The organism is Streptomyces sp. NPDC020490 (assembly GCF_044335305.1).
In the GTDB taxonomy this organism is placed as follows: Bacteria; Actinomycetota; Actinomycetes; order Streptomycetales; family Streptomycetaceae; genus Streptomyces.
The window spans coordinates 593,774-614,019 of record NZ_JBIRUY010000001.1 but is presented as its reverse complement, the minus strand read 5'-3'; the positions used below and the strand labels follow the sequence as shown (position 1 = coordinate 614,019).

At 72.5% G+C, this 20,246-nt stretch carries 18 protein-coding genes and 3 pseudogenes; 7 read left to right on the top strand and 14 right to left on the bottom strand.

Annotated elements, in window-relative coordinates; translation table 11 throughout:
- The 4 genes from ACH4ZX_RS02785 to ACH4ZX_RS02770 all read left to right on the top strand — a co-directional run bounded on the left by ACH4ZX_RS02785 (nucleotide 1) and on the right by ACH4ZX_RS02770 (nucleotide 2,747).
- The gene (locus ACH4ZX_RS02785) at nucleotides 1–177 is read left to right on the top strand and encodes a hypothetical protein (protein ID WP_398266346.1); all 177 of its coding nucleotides are present in this window, start codon (nucleotides 1–3) and stop codon (nucleotides 175–177) included.
- A gap of 703 nt (nucleotides 178–880) precedes the next feature.
- Complete coding sequence (locus ACH4ZX_RS02780; RefSeq protein ID WP_398266343.1) at nucleotides 881–1,894, top strand: iron-containing redox enzyme family protein; 1,014 nt, start codon at nucleotides 881–883, stop codon at nucleotides 1,892–1,894.
- Complete coding sequence (locus ACH4ZX_RS02775) at nucleotides 1,895–2,569, top strand: HemK2/MTQ2 family protein methyltransferase (protein WP_398266340.1); 675 nt, start codon at nucleotides 1,895–1,897, stop codon at nucleotides 2,567–2,569.
- Nucleotides 2,550–2,747, top strand: a complete 198-nt coding sequence (locus ACH4ZX_RS02770) for a CDGSH iron-sulfur domain-containing protein (RefSeq protein WP_398266337.1) — start codon at nucleotides 2,550–2,552, stop codon at nucleotides 2,745–2,747. The genes ACH4ZX_RS02775 and ACH4ZX_RS02770 overlap by 20 nt, the downstream gene beginning before the upstream one ends.
- Nucleotides 2,748–2,923: 176 nt before the next feature.
- On the opposite strand, the gene ACH4ZX_RS02765 is transcribed toward ACH4ZX_RS02770, so the two are convergent.
- The gene (locus ACH4ZX_RS02765; RefSeq protein WP_398266334.1) at nucleotides 2,924–3,361 is read right to left on the bottom strand and encodes a protease inhibitor; all 438 of its coding nucleotides are present in this window, start codon (nucleotides 3,359–3,361) and stop codon (nucleotides 2,924–2,926) included.
- Between the two features lie 508 nt (nucleotides 3,362–3,869).
- On the opposite strand from ACH4ZX_RS02765, the gene ACH4ZX_RS02760 reads away from it, so the two are divergent.
- Together ACH4ZX_RS02760 and ACH4ZX_RS02755 are read left to right on the top strand one after the other, a co-directional pair.
- Nucleotides 3,870–5,039 (top strand): lactate 2-monooxygenase, encoded by a 1,170-nt coding sequence (locus ACH4ZX_RS02760; protein ID WP_398266331.1) that lies wholly within the window; start codon nucleotides 3,870–3,872, stop codon nucleotides 5,037–5,039.
- Between the two features lie 243 nt (nucleotides 5,040–5,282).
- Nucleotides 5,283–5,675, top strand: a pseudogene (locus tag ACH4ZX_RS02755) (transposase); the annotation flags it as partial.
- 63 nt (nucleotides 5,676–5,738) lie between these two features.
- On the opposite strand, the gene ACH4ZX_RS02750 reads toward ACH4ZX_RS02755, so the two are convergent.
- The 4 genes from ACH4ZX_RS02750 to ACH4ZX_RS02735 all read right to left on the bottom strand — a co-directional run bounded on the left by ACH4ZX_RS02750 (nucleotide 5,739) and on the right by ACH4ZX_RS02735 (nucleotide 11,491).
- Nucleotides 5,739–6,491, bottom strand: a complete 753-nt coding sequence (locus ACH4ZX_RS02750) for an MIP/aquaporin family protein (RefSeq protein WP_398266328.1) — start codon at nucleotides 6,489–6,491, stop codon at nucleotides 5,739–5,741.
- Nucleotides 6,492–6,656: 165 nt separating this feature from the next.
- Nucleotides 6,657–7,583: a DMT family transporter gene (locus ACH4ZX_RS02745; protein ID WP_398266325.1), complete on the bottom strand. Its 927-nt coding sequence runs from the start codon at nucleotides 7,581–7,583 to the stop codon at nucleotides 6,657–6,659.
- Nucleotides 7,584–7,991: 408 nt separating this feature from the next.
- Nucleotides 7,992–11,183, bottom strand: coding sequence for a BTAD domain-containing putative transcriptional regulator (locus ACH4ZX_RS02740; RefSeq protein WP_398266322.1), 3,192 nt, complete (start codon nucleotides 11,181–11,183; stop codon nucleotides 7,992–7,994).
- A gap of 137 nt (nucleotides 11,184–11,320) precedes the next feature.
- Nucleotides 11,321–11,491, bottom strand: a complete 171-nt coding sequence (locus ACH4ZX_RS02735; protein ID WP_398266707.1) for a hypothetical protein — start codon at nucleotides 11,489–11,491, stop codon at nucleotides 11,321–11,323.
- A 23-nt stretch (nucleotides 11,492–11,514) separates the two neighbouring features.
- On the opposite strand from ACH4ZX_RS02735, the pseudogene ACH4ZX_RS02730 reads away from it, so the two are divergent.
- Nucleotides 11,515–11,613 (top strand): annotated as a pseudogene (locus ACH4ZX_RS02730) (ABC transporter ATP-binding protein); the annotation flags it as partial.
- Nucleotides 11,614–11,776: 163 nt separating this feature from the next.
- On the opposite strand, the gene wrbA reads toward ACH4ZX_RS02730, so the two are convergent.
- The 9 genes and pseudogenes from wrbA to ACH4ZX_RS02685 form a co-directional block, all read right to left on the bottom strand.
- Nucleotides 11,777–12,388, bottom strand: coding sequence for an NAD(P)H:quinone oxidoreductase (gene wrbA, locus ACH4ZX_RS02725; RefSeq protein ID WP_398266319.1), 612 nt, complete (start codon nucleotides 12,386–12,388; stop codon nucleotides 11,777–11,779).
- A 60-nt stretch (nucleotides 12,389–12,448) separates the two neighbouring features.
- Nucleotides 12,449–13,651 (bottom strand): NAD(P)/FAD-dependent oxidoreductase, encoded by a 1,203-nt coding sequence (locus tag ACH4ZX_RS02720; RefSeq protein WP_398266316.1) that lies wholly within the window; start codon nucleotides 13,649–13,651, stop codon nucleotides 12,449–12,451.
- 197 nt (nucleotides 13,652–13,848) lie between these two features.
- Nucleotides 13,849–14,115, bottom strand: a complete 267-nt coding sequence (locus tag ACH4ZX_RS02715) for a PaaI family thioesterase (protein WP_398266682.1) — start codon at nucleotides 14,113–14,115, stop codon at nucleotides 13,849–13,851.
- Nucleotides 14,116–14,410: 295 nt separating this feature from the next.
- On the bottom strand, nucleotides 14,411–14,749 hold the full coding sequence (locus ACH4ZX_RS02710; RefSeq protein WP_398266704.1) for a hypothetical protein: 339 nt from the start codon (nucleotides 14,747–14,749) through the stop codon (nucleotides 14,411–14,413).
- An 89-nt stretch (nucleotides 14,750–14,838) separates the two neighbouring features.
- Nucleotides 14,839–14,982: pseudogene (locus ACH4ZX_RS02705) on the bottom strand (IS5/IS1182 family transposase); the annotation flags it as partial.
- Nucleotides 14,982–16,667, bottom strand: coding sequence for an RICIN domain-containing protein (locus ACH4ZX_RS02700; RefSeq protein ID WP_398266313.1), 1,686 nt, complete (start codon nucleotides 16,665–16,667; stop codon nucleotides 14,982–14,984). The pseudogene ACH4ZX_RS02705 and the gene ACH4ZX_RS02700, both read right to left, overlap by 1 nt.
- 480 nt (nucleotides 16,668–17,147) lie before the next feature.
- The gene (locus tag ACH4ZX_RS02695) at nucleotides 17,148–17,525 is read right to left on the bottom strand and encodes a toxin Doc (protein WP_324788180.1); all 378 of its coding nucleotides are present in this window, start codon (nucleotides 17,523–17,525) and stop codon (nucleotides 17,148–17,150) included.
- 3 nt (nucleotides 17,526–17,528) lie between these two features.
- On the bottom strand, nucleotides 17,529–17,774 hold the full coding sequence (locus ACH4ZX_RS02690; protein WP_324788179.1) for a hypothetical protein: 246 nt from the start codon (nucleotides 17,772–17,774) through the stop codon (nucleotides 17,529–17,531).
- Between the two features lie 121 nt (nucleotides 17,775–17,895).
- Entirely contained in the window at nucleotides 17,896–20,139 is a 2,244-nt protein-coding gene (locus ACH4ZX_RS02685) for a glycoside hydrolase family 9 protein (RefSeq protein WP_398266308.1), read from the bottom strand.
- Between the last annotated feature and the right edge of the window lie 107 nt (nucleotides 20,140–20,246).

Genomic DNA, 20,246 nt, shown 5'->3' with positions numbered 1-20,246 from the left:
ATGTCCGACGCCGAGAAGCACCCGGAGACGGCGCTCGGGGAAGTCCTGCGCGAGATCGAGGACGCCGAGACCCGCACCCCCCGCGGCCGGGCCGCCGCCGACCGGCGCCACAGCGGCGAGGCCGGCGACGCGATCACCCCCAACACGCACGCCCAGGAAGAATCCGAGGACGACTGAGACGCCACGCCTGCCGGCGAGTCGGTCGGGTCAGACCGGCCGGCCGGGCCCGACCCACCGGACCCACCGGGCCCGACAGCTGAGCCCGACCCACCGGACCCGCCGACCCGACGGCTGAAGCCGCCCCGCCGGGCCGGCCCGCCCCACCGGACCGGCCCGACCCGCCGGACGGCCCCGCAGCCGATGCCGTATCCGGGTCCGAGGCCGGAACCGGACTCGGACGCGGAACCGGGGCCTAGGTGTGCTCTCCCGGGGCAGGCCACCAGCAAGCCGCGTCACCAACCTGTCCGGTCAGCACAACTGGGCCACCACGGGGTCAGAAGCCGAACCCAGAGCCGGATCCGGAGCCGAGGCCAGAGCCGGAACCGGAGCCGGAACCGGACCCAGAGCCAGGGCCGGAGCAGGACCCATGCCCGGAGGCCGGACGAGGCTCAGCCGGGCGGGTTCCCGGGACCGCCCGGTCGGAGCGCGCGCCACCCCGCGCGGGCCGGGCGGCCTTGGGCACCCGGCCCGTCAACTGCGACCGCGCGGGACCGCCCGCACCGTCGTACCCCTTGCGCAGGACACGCGCGGACGCGCCGGACGCCGCGTCGGCGGTGACCCGCCGCGAGCGGGTGACCGAGCCGCAGGCGGGTCACCGGGCCACTGGCGGGTGACCGGCCTGCGAGCGGGTGACCGGCCTGCGGGCGGGTACCCGCCGCGCATGACGCACGACCACCCAGGGCCCCCGCTGCCGTCCCCCCGCGGGCCGCTCTCGACAGCCGTCGGGGAGTACCTGCGGGGCGCCGGGCCGCTGCCGCGCCCCGAGGACGCCGCCGACGCCGAGGCATACGGCGACGACCTGCACCTCGCCCTCTACCTCTGCTACGAACTGCACTACCGCGGCTTCGCGGGCGTCTCCCCGGACCGCGAGTGGGACCCCGGCCTGCTGCGCGTCCGCGCGGCGCTGGAGCGGCGGTTCCTCGCGTCCCTGCGGGCGGACGTCCCGGTCCACGCCTGCGTCGACGACGCGCTCGCGGAACTGCTGGTGGAACCCGTCGACGGCACGGGACTGTCGCACTACCTGCGTGACGAGGGCGAGTTGTGGCACCTGCGCGAGTACGCCGCGCAGCGCTCCCTCTACCACCTGAAGGAGGCGGACCCGCACGCCTGGGTGCTGCCGCGGCTGACGGGCCGGGCCAAGTCGGCCATGGCGGCGGTGGAGTTCGACGAATACGGCGGCGGCCGGGCCGACCGTCTGCACGCGCGTCTGTTCGCCGACCTGATGGCGGACCTCGGCCTGGACAGCACGTACGGCCGCTACCTGGACGCGGCCTGCGCGCAGACGCTGGTCACCGTCAACCTGATGTCCCTCTTCGGACTGCACCGGTCACTGCGGGGCGCGCTCGTGGGCCACTTCGCCGCGGTGGAGGTCACCTCCTCCCCCGGCTCCCGCCGCCTGGCGGAGGCGATGCGCCGCACCGGCGCCGGAGCCGCCGCCGAGCACTTCTACGACGAACACGTCGAGGCCGACGCCGTGCACGAGCAGGTCGTCCGCCACGAGGTCATCGGCGGTCTGCTGGAGGCGGAGCCGCGTCTGGCGGCCGACGTCGTCTTCGGGATCGACGCCACCGGTCATGTCGAGGACCTGCTCGCCGACCGACTGCTGCGGGACTGGCGGGCCGGAAGGTCGTCGCTGCGCACCCCGGAGCTTTCCGGAACCTCCCATATTTCCTGAATGTCAGGGAACACGGGTTCGGTGAATCCTCTGATCCTGCCCGGCGTCTACCCGCCGGACGAAGACACCGCCCTGCTGGCCGGGGCGCTGGCCGACGAGCCGCTTCCGCCGGGCGCGGAGGTGCTGGACGTGGGCACCGGGAGCGGGGCCCTCGCGCTCGCGGCGGCGCGGCTGGGCAACCGGGTCACCGCGGTGGACGTGTCCTGGCGGGCGGTGTGCACGGCGCGGGCGAACGCGCTGCTGGCCGGGGTGCCGGTGCGGGTCCGGCGCGGCAACCTCTTCGCGCCGGTGCGGGACCGGTCCTTCGACGTGATCCTCTCCAACCCGCCCTACGTGCCGTCGCCGGACCACCACGAGCCGCCGTCCGGGGCGGCCCGGGCCTGGGACGCGGGCCGGGACGGCCGACTCGTGCTGGACCGCATCTGCCGGGAGGCGCCGGACCTGCTGCGGCCCGGCGGCGTGCTGCTCCTGGTGCACTCGGCCCTCAGCGGAACCGAGCTGACGCTCGGTCACCTGCGTACGGCGGGCCTCAAGGCGAGCGTGACACGACGCTGCCGGATCGCCTTCGGCCCGGTGCTGCGGGGCCGGGAGTCCTGGCTGCGCGGTCAGGGACTGCTGTCCGCCGACGACGACGGGGAGGAGCTGGTGGTCGTCCGTGCCGAACAACCCGTCTGACGCCCCGCGCCGGATCAAGGTCCAGCGCCCGGGACCGCTGCTGGTCGAGGGCCCGGTCGAGGTGGAGCTGGAGGACGGCACCGTCGTCCGCTCCGACCGCTTCCGCGTCGCCCTGTGCACGTGCCGGCGCAGCCGCCGCTTCCCCTGGTGCGACACCAGCCATCGCAAGCGCGCCTGACCCGGAACCGGCCCCCGGCACACCAGAGACGTCCACGGGATGCCAGGGGCCGGCCGGCGGCCCCACTCCGCCCGGCCGGCCCCTGGTGCGAGATCACGGCGTCCCCGCGACAGGTGCCCGCACTCCCCAGCTACGGGCCTCCTCGGTGTGCGCGGACCGCACGCGACCCCGGTCTCTCAGAACGCGAAGACGCTCGCCCCGTAGGCGTTCTTCACGCACTCGTTGGCGAAGGTGCGCTCGTAGGAGACGCGCCTGCCCTGCCAGACGCCGTCGACGGTGACGACGACCGGGTCGTACTGCCGGGTGCACGGCAGCACGTCGTCGCCGACCCCGAGGGCGTCGGGGTCTCCGGCCGCGCCGCGCAGTTCGGCGCAGGCCCGGGCGGGGGCCGGATGGGTGCCGGAGGGCGTCGGAGCGCAGCTGAGGGTGACCGCCCGCTGCGGCGTCGCGAGGGCGGCGTCGGTGCCGTGGCCCACGGTGAGCACCAGGGCCGAGGGGGCGTAGAGCGAGGCGGGGGCGGCCGCCGGGGCGGCGAGTGCGGCTCCGGTGAGGGGCCCGCAGACGGCGGTGGCCGTGAGGGCGAGGGTCGCTGCCCGGCGCGCGGTGTTCCGCATCGTGTGCATCCTTCCGCTGGAACGAGGGTGACGCCGGCCCGAGTCGGTGTGGTGCCGGACCGGCGAGCGCGAGTCTGCCGAGTCCGCGGCGGAAACTCACCTCGACCCCACGGGTTTCAGTAACCTTACGTATTGAATCAGTGGCGAGAAGTTACGGAAACGGATCGTCGAAGACCCACAACTGAGCGCTTGCTGATCGACCGAAGCGGCCATTTGGCTTGATTCCCTCGCCTGGCCAATCGGCCTGAAACACTCCGGCCGAGCCCTCACGACAAGCGCTTGCCCTGGTCACGCGGGTCGCTGTCGCCCGCGCACCGGGGACGGCGGGGGCATTTCACCGTCGCCGGCGAGGAGATCACCGCCGCCGGCCGCGGCCCGGCGGCCGCGACTCGGCACGGCCTCGGGCGCCGAGCGGGCGGCGGCGGGCGGAGCACGTTCCCGCCTGCGGCTACTCGCCAGTATCGTCGGGGGGCAGCGCGTTCTCAGCGACGAGAGGCGGGACCTCGGCATGGCCAAGCACTGGGCGGACTTCCAGTACGAGATCTATCTCAACGGGATGTCGGGGGCCGTCCCGCGGCTGCCCACCGACCTGACCCGGCTGGAGGAACTCACCGAGCGGCGGCTCGGTCCGGGACCCGTGGGATACGTGGCGGGCAGCGCGGGCGACGGCAGCACGGCGCGGGCCAACCGGGCAGCCCTCCAGCGGCGGCGGATCGTGCCGCGCATGCTGCGGGACGTGCACGAGCGCGATCTGTCCGTCGAGGTGCTCGGCCGCGCGCTGCCCGCCCCGCTGGCCCTGGCGCCGGTCGGCGTGCTGTCGATCATGCATCCGGACGCCGAGTCCGCCGCCGCCCGGGCCGCCGCGGCCCAGGGCGTGCCCTTCGTGCTGTCCTCGGCGTCCAGCACGCCCATGGAGCAGGTGGCCGAGGCCATGGGGGACGCCGAGCGCTGGTTCCAGCTGTACTGGCCGAAGGACGTCGAGGTGGCCCGCAGCTTCCTGAACCGGGCGAAGGCGGCCGGGTACACGGCACTGGTCGTCACGCTGGACACCCCGCTGCTGGCGTGGCGACCGCGCGACCTCGACCAGGCGTACCTGCCGTTCCTGCACGGGGTGGGCACCGCCAACTACTTCTCCGACCCGGCCTTCCGGGCAGGCCTGGCCAAGCCGGTGCACGAGGACCCGAACGCGGCCGTCCTGCACTTCGTCGGCATGTTCGCCGACCCCGCGAAGACGTGGCCGGACCTGGCGTTCCTCCGGGCGAACTGGGACGGCCCGATCGTGCTCAAGGGCGTCCTGCACCCCGACGACGCCCGGCTCGCCGCGGACGCCGGGATGGACGGCGTGGTCGTCTCCAACCACGGCGGGCGCCAGGTGGCCGGTTCGGTCGCGGCCGCGGACGCGCTGCCCCGGGTCGCCGAGGCGGTCGGCGACCGGCTGACCGTGCTGTTCGACAGCGGCGTCCGCACCGGCGACGACGTGTTCAAGGCGCTCGCCCTGGGCGCGCGGGCGGTGCTCCTCGGACGGCCGTACGTCTACGGGCTCGGCCTCGACGGGCAGGCGGGCGTGGAGCACGTCGTGCGCTGCCTGCTCGCCGAGTTCGACCTCACCCTCGCCCTGTCCGGACACGCCTCCCCCGCCACCGTCGGCCCGGCCGACCTCGTCGAGGCCCCCGTGTGACCGCGAGCGTCGCAGGGCCGGTCCGGCGGATCTGCCGGAGACGCGCGGTCCGGCACGCCCGTCTGCGGCGTTGTCGTCGGCCCCCGACTGCGCGTCGACTCCCTGCTCCGCCTTGCACCTGGACGCACCAGACCCCGCTCACCCGGGCCTGAAGGTGCCGCCGGATTGCTCCGACTTGATCCGCCGGACAGGCTCCAAGACGTCGTCTCATGTGGAGTGCCGGGCGATCCGCACCGTGTGGTGATGGTCGAGGGCACGGTGCCGGACGAGTTGTGGGAGCTGTTCCAGCGGGTGGTTCCACCTGCTCCGGCACGGCCGCGGGGCGGCGGGCGGCGCCGGTACGGGGATCGCGAGGTCGTGGCCGCGAGCCGTCTCGTGGCCACGACGGGCTGTGCCCGGAGGCAGCTGCCGCCGGTCTTCGGCCCGTGGGAGCCGACCGCGCACCGGCGCTTCACCGCATGGACCGCCGCCCGGTCCGGGCGAAGCCGCACCGCCTCATTCCCGACGAGCGGGGTTCGCGCGGAGAGTTGGACCGGTCGCGCCGCGCGAGACCCGGTGAGCACGCGGGCCCTGAAGGGGGGACCTGACGGATCCGGATCCTGTTGACCGGGCAAGAAGGGCTCGAAGATCCAGTTGTCACCTGGCGGACCGGTCCCTTGTCGCCGCCGTCACCGCTCCACCGGCCGGCCACCCGTCCGCCTACCGGCTGGGGAGGAGCCGCGCGGCCGTCCCGACGATGACGGCTGCCGCCAGTGGCCCGACCAGGTAGGGCCAGAGCGGGCCGGGTGAGCCGGCCATGAACCAGGGACCGAATTGGCGGGCAGGATTGAGACTGCTTCCGGTCAGTGGCGCTGTGAGAATAATCAGCACAGTGAGCGTCGCCCCGACGGCGGCGGAGGCGACATCCTCCAGTTCAGGCCTGCGGGCGACGTGGAGTACGACGACCAGGAGCACAGCCGTGGCCATCGCCTCACCGACACCGATCAGGACGGATGACCGGGAGACGGGCGGGCTCAGCAGGGCGTAGCGCACGTGCGTGTCGGCAAGGGGGCTGCCCAGCAGAGCACGCCCCAGGGCCGTGCCCAGCAAGGAACCGGCCAGCTGCGCCGACACGTAGACCGGCACCCTGCCGCCGGGGACCTTGCCCGCCAGCCACAGCATCACGGTGACAGCGGGATTCATGTGAGCACCGCTGATCCGGCCGAGAGGCGAGCTGATCAACGCGGCCACGACCAGGCCACAGACCACCGCGCCGGTCATGAGCCGGGTCGAAGGCGAGGTCACGTGCTGAGCCAGCCACGCCTCGGGATGCTGCAACAGGCGGAAGAGCACCGTCATCGACAAGAGCATCAGCAGCGTGGTGATGCTTTCCGCGGCCCAGATCGGGCCGGTGCGGAGCGGTTGGCCGGGCGCGGAGTCGTGAGAAGAGGCGCTGGGGGCAGAAGCGGGCACGGTGTCGTCTCCCGGGACGGTTGCCAGGAGCGGTGCCCTTGGCGGTGTGGATACGGATGAGAAGAGGTCCGCGGCACGCAAATCACGGGCCGGGAAGGGCGGAAAGCGGTCGACCGTGCCTCAAAGGGGCGGGTGTCCCGTCCGGTAGAGCAGTGGGCGAGTTGCTCACCGGCTCTGTGCGATGACGGCCGGCTCCCGGTCGGCTGAGCTCACCGGGGCGTGATTCTCCTCCCTCGGCTGGAGGCAGTTCGCCAGGCACTGCGTACGGGACAGTGCCGTGATCCCGTAGGCGAGCAGGGCGAATCCAGTGAGGGCGGGCACGGTCCAGATGCCGGTACGGAGCTCCTCGCCATAGAGCGTGATCCCCAGGACGACCCCACTCACCGCGTCAGTCAGGGTCAGCGCGGGCTGTGAGGCGATGATCGGACCGGCTTGCATCGCGGCGCCCAGCAACCACAAGGAAGCGCCGCCGATCACTGCGAACCCATAGGTCTGCCACGTCCGCAGGAAGGCGTCGATTCCCCGGTCGTCCAGGACGGCCATCGACGACTTCATGAGCGCAGCGGCGAGAGTGTTGCCCAGGGCTGCGCCCGCAGCCAGGAGGGCAGCCCGCCCCACTCCCAGAGGCCTTCGAACACCGGCGATCACCAGCGCCGTGGCGGTTCCGCCGACCACCAGGAGCGCGGGCATCCACCACAGTCCGGGAACCTCGTCGCGTCCACCGGAAGGAGCGAGCGAGAAAAGGAGGGTGGCCAGCCCCCCGGCGATGCAGGCCACCGCCCACCACGCCTTGCGGGAGCGGTGCACACGAAAGACGGCTCCGCCGATCAGGAGGGCGAGCGGCAGCTCGAGGACGAAGACCGGCTGCACCACAGCGAGGGACCCGGTGACGAGCGCCATTGCCTGGAGGGTTGCGGATACGGTGACAGCGGCAATGCCCACAAGCCATGCCGGCCTGCGCAGCAGATCCATGATCAGGCCGACCCTCAGGGAGGTCGACGGTGGCACCGTCAGTGCCGCCCGCCGCTGTAGAACGGTCCCCAGCGCGTTACTGGATGCTGCAAGCACCGCGAGGACGATGGGCAGAACCATGACCGGCACTCCTAGAGATCGAAGCAGCTTCCGCGGGCCAGGGGTGCTGGGGTCCAGCTGGGTTCCCGCGCTTCTGGCACCTGCACGGCAGAGTGCACACAGCCGCTGTCCCATGCCTTTCGAGGGGCTGTCCGTGTGGACGGCGGCTCATGAGGCCCGCGCATCATCACGTTGACGTGGACAGCGCGACGGGGAGTGCCGGACGGTGCGGAACGGATCACCGCCTCGGTGGCGCTTTCAATGGCCCGGTGTGCAGTTCACCAAGGACCGGCCGGCGAGTTGGGTCAGGTACTGGCCACCGCGCGGGCATCGCCGGGATCTCCGCCGGCGGCCGCGGACACCGCGCGGCCGCCACGGGGCTCATTCACCGGGCAGGCTGTTCCCGGGGTACGGGCCCCGGGCCGGGTGTCAGCCGGCCGCGGCCTCCACCGCGGCGACGGCGACGCCCCGCGACGCCTCGGCGTAGATCCGGCGGTACGCATCGCCGCCCACCAGGGACTGGGCGCGGCGGACGGTCCGCTCGATGTCCGCGGACTCGGACGGCGAGGGCGGCGTGTGATGGACGGAACGATGACGTGCTGCCTCACCGAGGAGACGTGCTGCGGCCGTTCCGTCCCCGAGGGCGGCCCGGACGCTCGCGAGCCCCTCGGTCGCGGCGGCCAGTGCGGCGGATCCGGGCGCCTTCGCGGCCGCGGTCCGCGCCGACCGGTGATGGGCTTCTGCCGCTTCGAGATCGCCTGACAGTTCGGCGATGTGGCCGAGACACGTCAGCGCGGCGGCGAGCCAGTCGGGCTTGTCCTGCCCGTCGAGGAACGTCAGTGCCATCCGCGCGTGGCGGGCGGCGGTGGGGATGTCGCGTTCCCCTCGGGCCAGGTATGCCTGTCCGAGTGCCGCCAAGGGGTTGCCCTTCGCGCCGAGGGCCCGTGCCGTCTGGTGGGACTCCTCGAAGTGCAACCGCGCGGCGCGCACCTGGCCCAGGGACACCTCGATGTGCCCCATGCCGGCCAGCGCGTACTGGATGGTGTTCGCCAGCCCGATCTTCCTGCCGTCGGCGCAGGCACCCTGATAGGCGGCCAGCGCGGGGTGGAGCCGCCCGGCGCTGTGCAGTGCCATACCGAGGTGGTACTGGACGGCGGAGCTGCCCCAGTGGTCGCCGGCACGGCGGAAGCCGCTCAGCGCACGCTCACCGCACTCGACAGCGGTGTCGAAGGCGTGGCCGACGAAGCGCAGTTCCATCTCGACGAACGCCGCCAGCGCGGTGCCCCACACGTCGTCGTGTTCCTCGAGCGCGGCCGCAGCCTGCGCGACCAGGGCCAGACTCCGCTCGGTGCCGGCACCGCGGATGCCCTCCACGGCCACGAAAAGCCGGGAGTAGGCGGCGTCGTGGTCGGCACCCACTCGGGAGAGCAGGGCGAGGGACTCCTCGGCCACCCGCCCGCACACGGGGTCGGGATGCACCACGCACGCGGTGGGCCGACCGACCAGGGCCTGCGTCTGAAGCGCCAGACCGCGCGCCCCGGCACCGCCCGAGTGTGCTTCCCTCAGCACCGAGGCGATCTCCTCGCTACCGTCCCGGCGGCTGGCGAAGTACCAGAGCCAGCCGATTCCGGCCACCAGACGGAGAGCCCGGTCCGGGTCGACCGCCGCCGTGGCGCGCGCCCGGTCCGTCGCGAGCCGCAGGTTGTCCCCCTCCTCGGAGAACCAGGTCAGCCAGGCGCGCTGGCCCGCACCACGGATCTCACGGCTCGCCCGCTCGGCCGCGGACAGGTAGTAGAGGGTGTGGGCTTCGAGCGTCTGCTCCTCCTCGTCCGCCCGGCGCAGGCGGTCCGCGGCGTACTGACGCAGCGTCTCGAGAAGACGGAAGCGGGGACACGGACCGCTGCCCGGCACCACCAGCGAGTGGTCGACCAGGCGGCGCAGCAGGCCGAGCACGTCCTCGCGTCGCACCAGGCCGCCCTGACAGATCTCCTCGGCGGCGCGCAGCTCGAAGCCGCCGCGGAAGACGGACAGCCTTCGCAGCAGCGTCTGCTCCGGTGGGGTGAGCAGTTGATGGCTCCAGTCGACAGCAGCGCGCAGGGTGCGCTGGCGTGCCTCCGCCGTTCGCGGACCGCTGACCAGGAAGCCGAACCGGTTGTCGAGGCGGGCCTCTATCTCACCTGCGGGAAGGCTTCTGGTCCACGCGGCGGCGAGTTCCAGTGCGAGGGGGATGCCGTCCAGAGCACGGCAGATCCTGATGACCGCCGCCACGTCGCACCCGGCGAGCGCGAAGCTCGGATCTATGGTGCGGGCACGCTCGACGAAGAGGCGAACGGAGTCGTACTCCTGGGCGCGCGCCAGTTCGGTGCCCTGCGGCGGCACCTGCATGGGCTGCACGGGATACAGCGCCTCCCCGGGCAGTCCCAGCGGTTCCCTGCTGGTGGCCAGAATGCGTACGCCCTGGCAGGAAGCCAGGAGTCTGTCGACGAACGCGGCACAGGCGTCCACCAGATGCTCACAGTTGTCGAGCACCAGCAGCGCCGAGCGCGTCCGGAGCATTCCGATGAGATTGTCCTCCGCGTCGTCACGCCCGTGGGGAACACCGAGAGCGTCCGCAACGGCCGTCGCGACGTGAGCGGCGTCCGTGACATCGGCCAGCTTCACCATCCACGCCCCATCGGGACTCACCGAGCACGCGTGGGCCACCTCGCGGGCCAGTGTCGTCTTGCCGACTCCCCCCAGTCCGGTAAGCGTCACCAGGCGGTGGTCGCTGAGCAGCTTGCCGGCGCATTCGAGTTCGTCGGTCCTGCCGATGAAGGACGTGAGACGAGCGGGGAGGTTGCCGGCCTCGAAGGGGCCGGACTGCCGGGCCGTGTGCAAGGTCGGGTCCTGCCGGAGAACAGCCTGTTCCAAAGCCCTCAGGTCAACGGACGGTTCGAGGCCCAGCTCGGCGTTGAGCGCCGCGCGCGTGCGCCGGTACACCTCGAGAGCCTCGGCCTGCCGGCCCGCTCCGTACAGAGCGCGCATGAGTTGGCCCTGCATGCGTTCCCGCAGCGGGTGCCGCGCCGTCGAGGACTCCAGCTCGCCGACCAGGTCGGTGTGGCGCCCCAGGGTCAGAAGCAGGTCCACGCGTTCCTCCTGCGCGGTGAGCCGCAGCTCTTCCAGCCGCGCGGCCTCGGACTTCGCCCAGGGCTCGTCGATGAAGTCGGCCAGCGCGGGTCCGCGCCACAGGGCCAGAGCCTCCTCATAACGTCTGACGGCCTCAGCGGGAGACTGGATCGCGAGATGACGCGCGTCGGCGACGACACGGGCGAACCGGTGGATGTCGACATCGTCGGCGTCCATCTGCGCCAGGTAACCGGGGGGCCGGGTGACGATCAGGTCCGGCGGGGCGCCCACCGCGGCCAGGGCTCGCCGTAGCTTGGACACCCGTGTCTGCAGCGCGTTGCCGGGGTCGGCCGGCAGCCGTTCGGCCCACAGTGCGTCGATGAGGGTCTCAGCCGTGACGAGCCTTCCGACGCTCACGGCGAGCCGGGCGAGGACGGAGGACTCGGCCGGCGCGGGCAGGTCGCAGGACTGTCCGTCGACCAACAGCGCCAAGGGGCCGAGGAGGCGTATCTCCACCTGATCTCTCTCCTCGAATCGTGCCGGAGCGAGAAAGCCGCTTCAACTAGGCCCTATGGTGCCATTCTGCCCAGACAGTGTCACTCTGCCGGATCATCAGGCGGGGGGCGCCTCCGGCCTCTGCCCGTCCCGGGCCTTCAGCCGGGGAACGGCGGTCCGCCGGCGCACACGACGATCCTCTCGATGAGGCTGCCGCGCAGGTGGACGACGTCCATGCCGGTCAGGGTCGGATCCGAGCCCGGCGCGGCGAAGGCCCATGCGTAGCGGGCCCGCTCGTCCGGCAGGTCCGGCTCGGAACCGCGCCTCATCTTGCCGGCACCGGCCGGGTGGCGGCGCCTCGGGTTCCGGGCAGTCGACGCTCATGCACGGCCTGGGCGGACTCGACACCGTGAGCAGTGGCCGTGACCGGCCGGGTGAGACGGAGATCACCTCGTCGTTCACCGGAACGGCGCGTTTCCCCTCGCCTGCCTCAACGGACTCAGCCGTCACCCGGGAACGGTGTCCGCTGTCCAGGTGACGGCTGTGCGCGAAGCGTGCGAGCCCAGCCGGCCGGGGCGGCGCCCGGCCCGGGCGCCGCGTCGACGCGGGGCGGCTTACCGGCCGGACTTGAGCGCCGACGCTATCCGGATCGCACGCTCGGTCTGGTGGTAGGCGGAGTTGCGCGTCGTCTCGTCGATCGCGTTGGTTCCCTGAGCGTCCACGTGGGAGGTGCCGTAGGGGTTGCCGTCGACGAACTTGACCGGGTCCGTGTAGCCGGGCACGACGAGGAGGCCGCCGAAGTGGTGGATCGAGTTGTAGAGCGCGAGCAGGGTCGACTCCTGGCCGCCGTGAGCCGTGGCGGTGGTGACGAAACCGCTGTACACCTTGTCCGCGAGCTTCCCGGCCGCCCACAGGCCGCCCAGGGTGTCGATGAACTGCTTCAGCTGGGAGGAGACGTTGCCGAATCGGGTCGGGGTGCCGAAGATGACGACGTCCGCCCACTCGACGTCGGAGGGCTGGGCAACCGGGATGTCGGCGCTCGCCGCTGCGTGGGCGGCCCACGCCTCGTTGGAGGCGATGGCGGCCTCGGGCGCCAGCTCCGCCACCTTCCGCAGCCTTACCTCCGCCCCGGCCTTGTCTGCCGCCGCGGCGATCTCCTTGGCGATCTCGGCGCTGAAACCGGTGGAGGAGTAGTAGATGACGGCGAGCTTCACGTTCGTGGTCACAGGGGTTTCCTTTCGGTAGGGGTGAGTTGTTGTGGGGGGTGAGGGGTGGTGCGACCTGGGTCAGGACGCCCGCGCGCTTTGCGGGTCCGCCTGGTCCAGCAGGGTCGGCACGTCATTGACCGGCGGATAGATCCACTCAGTGTTGATCTTGACCTTGATGTCCTTGGCCGCTTCGCCGGTGTGCAGGACTGTCCGCTCGAAGCCCGTGGTGAAGACGGCGCCCTGCGCACCCAGGTCGAGGCACGTGACGTAGGGCGCGGCACGGAACGCCAGCTGGGGCACACCGAGCAGACTCGCCACCGCGTTGTGCCCGGCGTACTTGCCCTGCGGAATCGCGTGCTGGCAGCTCTGGGTTACCGGGTGGCCCGGGGCCGCCTCGGGGGTCGCCGTGTCGCCGGCCGCGTAGACGCCCGGTGCGTCCGGCACCGCCAGGTACTCGTCGACGTGCAGACGGCCGAGCCGGTCGAGGGGAGCGGCCAGCTCTCCGGTCAGCGGATGGGCACGCATCCCGGCAGTCCACACGACCGTGCGGGCCTCCAGGAGGCTGCCGTCCGAGAGCCTCACGTGGTCACCGTCGACCGAGTCGATGGTGACACCCGTGCGGCGTTCGACCGCCAGCCGGTCGAGCGCCTCCTCGATGACCGGCCTCGGGCCGTCTCCCAGTTCCGGCCCGACGACATCGGCCTTGTCGACCAGCACCACGCGGACGTCGTCCGCTGCGGAGACCGCGGAGGCCGGCTCGCGCAGCCGCCCGACCAGCTCGGTGGCCACCTCCAGACCGGTGAAACCGGCTCCGACGACGACCGCCGTGAAGCGAGCGCGCGTCGGGGGGGTGTCGGCCAGAGAGTCCAGGTGCTTCTGGAACGCCTCCGCAGCCTCGATCGAGTCCACGTCATGGACCGTGTCGGCTCCCGGGAACGCCGGGCGGACGACGCGGCTGCCGACGGCCAGGACGAGCCGGTCATAGGGGACGGGCTCATGACCGCCGTCGAGCGTCACCGTCGACGCCTGGACGTCGATGCCGGTCGCGGCCGCGGTGACGATGTCCACGCCCAGCGGGCCCAGCACCTTCCGCAACGGCACCTTGACGTCGTGCAGAACCTGTTCGTACAGGCGCGGCCGGATGACCAGATCCGGGCCAGGGCTGATCAGGGTGACCGACAGGTCGTGCTGCGGCACGTTCCGCTCGTCGCGCAGCCGAATGGCGGCCGCTGCGCTCCACACGCCGGCGAAGCCACCACCCAGGATCACGATCTTCTTCATACGACTTCCTTGAGGCAATCGGCGGAACGACCAGCCGGCAACGAGCAGCGCCGTGGGACTGTTCTCCAGCCGTCTCGGGGACGCTCACCACGGTGGACGGGCGGCCTTTCGGCCGGCTGTCCGCTCACTGCCCGGTGCGAAAGGACGCGGACAGAGGGGGATCCGTCACGAGCGGAGCGGAGGCGCGGGGAACCGGATCAGGACCTGCTGGACGGGCGGTTCGTGGCCGGAACGATGAGGCAGCCGCCGGTCGCGCGCACGAGCGGCCGATCGGAGGAGGCGTAGAGCGCCGCCTGGGCCATGGCGGAGCGCCGGCCGCCGTGCACGACGGTGCCGACGGCTCGGACCTTTCCGGTCTCCACCGTCATGGCGCGCAGGAACTTCACGGTGAGGTCCATGGAGGTGTACCCGCCCCCTGCCGGCAGGGTCGAGTGCACCGCGCGGCCGGCCGCCGAGTCGAGCAGCGCGGCGTAGACGCCACCGTGAATCGTGCCGATGGGTGTTGTACTGCTCCTCCGCCGGGAGCCGGGTGAACACCGCCCGGCCGGGTTCGACCAATCAGAGGGCCGTTCACGAGATCGGTGGTGACACCGGTGCCGCCGCGAGCGGCGGCGGGTTCCGGCGGTGCGGGAGAGCGGTGCCCGGCCACCATCTGTCCGACGATCGTTCTGCCAAACGCCACGACCATTCCGGCGATCTGACGCGGCGTCAGTGCCTGTCCCGGTGCGACCCAGCCGATGAGTGTCGCGGACAGCGGGCTCAGCAGCCCAGGAACGAGACGGAGGTCGCCGGCAACCGTCCGATGCCGCGCAGCCAGAGCCAGTAGGCCAGGGCCGTGTTCACCAGCGCGAGACAGAGGTACCCGGTGATCGCCCTGCCGTCCAGAGCGGGAGGGGCGCCCGGCGGCCGGCCCCACCTCTTCGTCATCACGTTGCCGGCCGACATGGAAGCGGTACCGGCAGCACCGGCCAGCACGCCCAGCAGGTCCGGCTGGGCGTCGCCGCGCAGCACCACCAGCGCCACACCGAGGACGCCGGCGAAACCGGCCAGCAGGGTCCGGGGCGAGACGCGCTCCGCCGGCAGCACCAGGGCGAACACCGCAGCGAACAGGGGGCACCCGCGTTGAGCACGGCAGCGACTCCGCCCGGCAGGCGGTAGGCGGCGAAGAAAAGCAGCGGGAAGAAAGCCGTCGTGGCCACGAGACGGCTCGCGGCCACGACCTCGCGATCCCCGTGCCGGCGCCGCCCGCCGCCCCGCGGCCGTGCCGGAGCAGGTGGAACCACCCGCTGGAACAGCTCCCACAACTCGTCCGGCACCGTGCCCTCGACCATCACCACACGGTGCGGATCGCCCGGCACTCCACATGAGACGACGTCTGAGCCGTGCGCCCCGGCAGGCCGGCGGGCCGGGCCGACGGGCCGTTGGTCCCGGTGATCGACAGCGACCCCGGACCGGCCGACGCCCTCGGGTCGGTCAGCCAGCGCTGCGCCGTGGAGCGGTCGCGCGCCTTCACGACGATGTCGGCGCCCGGCTCCCCGGTGACCGGGGCCAGCGCGAGCCGTTCGTCCCAGCGGGGCAGCAACTCGCCCCGCACGGTGAGGTCGTAGCGCACGTCGTCGGCGCGTTCGCCCCGCCGGCCGGCGCACCTTCCGAGGACGACCACGCCGGCGTCCAGCCGCGAGTCGAGGCACAGACCGGGGGCGGCGGCGCTGCGCAGCGACCCGTCGTCCTCGTACGACCACTGCTGGGCGAGCTTGGAGGAGCACGCCGCCAGCTCGGTCCCGGCGCCGGTCCGCGGCTCGCCCTCGACGGCGAGGCACAGGCCGGCGGCGGCGTTGCGCAGCGTGAACCTGCCTGCCGTGGCCGGCAGTCGGGCGGTACCGGGCGCCGACTGCCCGCCCACGCCCGGGGTCGTGCCGCCGGGCGCGCCGGTGGAGGCGGCCGGGTCGGCCGTCCGGTCGGACGACCACAGGCCCGCCGTGAACATGGCCACCAGCAGACCGGCCGAGGCGACGCCCACGCCGGTCAGCAGCGGCCTGGCCAGGCGCGGCGCTCCGGGCGGGCGCCGGCCGGGCAGGGGAAGGCGGGGCACGCCCCGGTGGCGTCCGCCGCCGTGCCGTCCCGCCACCCGCTCGGGCGGCGCCTGGCCCGTGTGTCCCGGGCGCGACTCGAGATAGCCGCGGGCGCCCCAGCCGAGCACCGCCTCCGCGAGGAGCGCCCCCAGCCCGCCGCCCTCGAAATGACTCAGTTGTTCGGCGGCGAAACGGCAGTAGCGGCACTCCGCGAGATGCTGCCGGACATCCGGCAGCAGTGCGCCGCCCCGGCGTATGGGAACGTCGAGGAGGCGGTTGTAGAAGCGGCAATCCTTGGTCGGCGCGAGTTCCCGATGTGCCTGCACACATCCCTCACGGAATTTTTCACGCGCGTGTTCGAGTGCGGCCGACGCGTCGGCGGTATCCATGCCCGACAGACCGGCCGGTACGGATATCGGCTCCGCCTCGACCTCGGTGTGCCAGAGCAGGCAGCGGGAAAGTCCGGGAAGGGCGTGGAACGCCCGTTCGGCCAGCTTGCGGTTTTCGGGCGTCATGGACTTCGCGGTACGCATGCCGCGTCCGCCGGAGGGTTTCCGCAACTCCGGCAGCACGTCGGACACCTCGTCCTCGGCGGCCCAGGTGCAGGCGGTCTCCCGCACCGCAAGCAGCAGCCGGGGACGCAGCGCGACGGCGGACTCGCCCAGCGCCAGCCGGTCGAGGACCTGGTGGAAGGCGGCCGCCGTCACCATGGACGCGAGGCCGGAGGAGGCGGAGGCGAGGCATACGGCGGCGTACTCGCGGGCCGGACTCCAGTGCCGCGCCATGAGCAGCGCGACACTGCGGGCCGTTTCGCCGTCGACCCGGTCCCGGAGCCGGGCGGCGAGGTGCTCGTCGGACGCGCCGGGAAGCGCGCCGGGCGGCGGGTAAGGGGGACGAGGGGGGTGGGGGGGGTGGGCACTGAGCGGATTCCTTCCCACGCGCATGGGACGAATGACAGTGGTCGCCGCCGGAATTGGCCCCCTGTTCGGTGCATACCTTCCGGCGGCGGGCGCGAGAGGCGTGAATTCCGGTAGGTCAAGCCGGCCCGGTCACCCATAAGGCGAAGGCGACCACCCGGTCATGCCCCCCGCACGGAAGTTTCACCCTCGCACAGTCACTCACGGCCAACAAGGCACTTGGGCAACATCCACATCATCGAAACGTGCTCGGATACGGCGGCAACTCCCCTCACCGGCACCGCCTTTCCGGATTCTGTGCGCCCCGTGTGAATCACGCGCACGCGCCGGAGCACCGCGCACGCTCCCGGAGCGCACCACCGCGTAGTGGACTGACACCGGCCCTTCTCGGAGGCCCTGCGCAGGACGGCGGCTCTCCTGCGCTCATCGGGCCGCCGGCCTTGTTCCTCCCGCCCTCGGCCGGCGGCCCCGGGGGGCCCGGCGCGCGCGGCGCGCGGCCGGGAGGGCTCAGATCTGCCAGGAGCGCAGCCGGTCCGCCGCGCCGTAGACGTCGGTCTTGCCGTCGATCAGGTCGCGGGTGAGGTCGACGAGCGCGCCGTAGGGCGGGTCGATGCCGACGCCGCTGACGAACATGTACGCCACGGCGGTCGCGCTGGCGAAGCGGGCGTTCGCCGAGGGCAGCGGCCGGAGCAGCGCGAGGGTGTGCAGCAGCGCGGCGGCCCGCCAGGCCGGGTCGGAGTCCACACCGAGGCGGGGCGGGTCGACCCGGTGGCGGGCCACGGCGGCCACGAGGGCGGAGAAGTCGTTGATCGTGGGCTGGTCCGGCAGGACCTCTTCGTGGCGCTGCAGCAGCCAGGGGACGTCGATGTGGATGACGGATGCCATCGGTCAGGCGGCCCGTCCCTCGCCGCCGGCGGGTGGTTCGTCGTCCGGGAAGGCGGCGGCGAACTCGTCGGCGTGGGAGGCGAAGAACCTGCGGAACGCCTCCGCGCCCTCCTGCAGCGCGCGGTGCCGGGCTATGTCGGCCGCGGCGGCCTCCCGTACGAGGGCCTTCATGGACGTGCCGCGTTCCTTGGCGATCTGCCGCAGGTCCTCGAGTTCACGATCACTGAACTCCACATTCAGAGCTGGCATGCCTTCACGGTACCGCTGGGGTACTGAATCGTAAATATTCGCTGCTCACAGCGGGCACCGGACGGTACCGGCCGGGGTGCGGGCGGCGGGCGACGCCCGGTCGTCCGCACCCCGGGCGGCCTCAGCCCTGGTCGGCCACGAAGGACGCCATGCGGGCGAGGGCGGCGTTCCAGTTGATCGCGGTCTCGTTCGTCGACCAGGACTGGATGTCGTCGATGTAGCAGAACTGGCCGACGCAGCCGGTGAGCTTGCTCTGCGCGTACGGGTCCTGGATGCCCGAGTTCGCGCCTCCGGCGAGCGTCCCCTTCGGCGGGTTCGGCAGGCCGGGGTCGAGCTCGTGGGCGTACCAGCGGCTGTGCTGGTTGTGGGAGCTGACCTCGCCGTAGCCGGTGACGTAGGAGATGTTCAGCGCGTTGCGGCCGAGGATGTAGTCCATGCTCTGCACGGCGCCGTCGCGGTACTTGGCGGCTCCGGTGATGTCGTAGGCGGTGGCGAGGACGACCGCGTTGTTGAGCACCTGGTGGCTGGAGCCCCAGTCGTAGCGGTTGCCGTCCGGCGCGTACGGCATGCCGTACGGCTGTGCCTTCAGTGTGGCCAGGTAGCGGTCGGCGCCCTGGACGACGGAGCGGCGGACCTTGTCCCGGCCGGGCAGGGCGCTGGGCACGGTGGCCAGGTCCAGGCGGCCCGCCGCGGCGGTCCTGGCCCAGTCGAAGCCGAGGCTGCCGAAGATGTCGGCCATGTGCACCGGGGAGTTCAGCACGTGGTCGGCGAACTGCTTCTCCCCCGTGGTGAGGTACAGCTCGGCGGCCGCCCAGTAGAACTCGTCGGTGGCGTCGGAGTCGGCGTAGGTGCCGCCGCCGGTGCCGTCGCTGTCGGAGGCGTACAGGTCCGGGTGGGCGAGGGCCGCCGCCCACGCTGTGCGGGCGGCCGTGAGGGCCCGCGCCGCGAACGCCTTGTCGTAGGGCCGGTACAGGCGGGCCGCCTGCGCCGCCGTGGCCGCCAGGTTCAGGGTCGCCTGCGTGGACGGCGGGTGCAGCTCCCGCTTCTGCGGGTCCTCGCTCGGCAGCAGCGGCAGGCCCGTCCACTGCTCGTCATGGATCTTGTGGTGGGCCATGCCGGCCAGCGGCTGCCCGTCGGGCACCTGCATCTTCAGCAGGAACTCCAGCTCCCAGCGGGCCTCGTCGAGGATGTCCGGCACCTTGTTGCCGCTCTCCGGGACGGCGAGGGTGCCGTCGCGCAGCCGCTCCGGCTCGCCGGTGCGGGCGAGCAGTTCGCGTTCGTAGGTGCTCAGCAGCTCCCAGGTGGCGATGCCGCCGTTGACGACGTACTTGCCGTGGTCGCCGGCGTCGTACCAGCCGCCGGAGACGTCGAGGCGGTAGTCGCACACGCCCGGCTGGCACGGCACGTCGGTGTCGCCCTGGTTGGGTGCCACGCCGACGTGGCCCGCGGCCCGGCCGTAGCCCGGCCGCAGGTCGTCGCGGATCGCGATGCCGCTGCGCTGCGTGTAGTAGTACTTCACCGAGTCCAGGCGCAGTTGCTCGTAGGCGCCGGTGCCGATGTCGAACGGGCGGCTGGTCTGCCCGTCGGCGACCAGCGTGTAGCCCTGGCCGGCCTTGCGCCAGGCGCCGAAGTCGATCGAGTGGACGTTCTGTCCGGAGGAGGCGTCGACGCCGCGCGGCACGGTCCAGCCGTGTGCAACGGTGGCGCCGGAACCGTCCTTGAGCTGCCAGGGCAGCTTCGACGTGGCGTCGGTGACCAGGGTCGCGTTCTTCGGCCCGGCTGGCAGGTAGGCGACCTGGTTGACGCGGACGCGCGGTCCGGTGTCCGGCTGGTAGACCTCGGGCGGGACGCCGCCGAGCAGCGAGACGTCGTCCATGCACAGGCGCCAGCCGTCCGCGCTGCCGCCGGCCTGGAAGGCGACCTGGCCCTGGGTGGTGTCGACGGGCGAGGTGAACGTGTAGGAGTAGGTGTCGCCGGAGACGCTCAGCTGCGGGCTCACCTCGAACCAGGTGTCGTACGGCGCCGCCGCCAGGCCGACGAGTGCGCGGACGGCGTGCCCCTCCGGCGATCCGTCCGCGGTGAAGCTGAAGCGGTACGTCTCCCCCTTGACCAGGGTGATGTCGTTCTGTCCGACCGCGGCGTCCCAGCGGTTCGCGGTGCCGCCCGGCACGTCCGCGCACAGCCGGCCGTCGGACAGGCCGGCGGTGACGTTGGGGGTGGTCCACCAGGGGTCGGTGGTGGAGTCGAAGGTGCCGTTCCTGATCTGCTCGACCTCGTCGGCGGCGGCCGGGCCGGCCGGCAGCCCGGCCAGGGCCGTTCCCAGCAGGGCCGTGAGGGTCAGCAGGGCGGTTCTGCGTCTTGCCACGTCTGGGCTCCTCGGGGGGGTGCGGGTGACGCCCGCGGCGGATGGGAGCGCTCCCATCGGCGGGTCAGGCCATGCTTGTTGGTGACGTGACGCCTCGTCAACGGTCA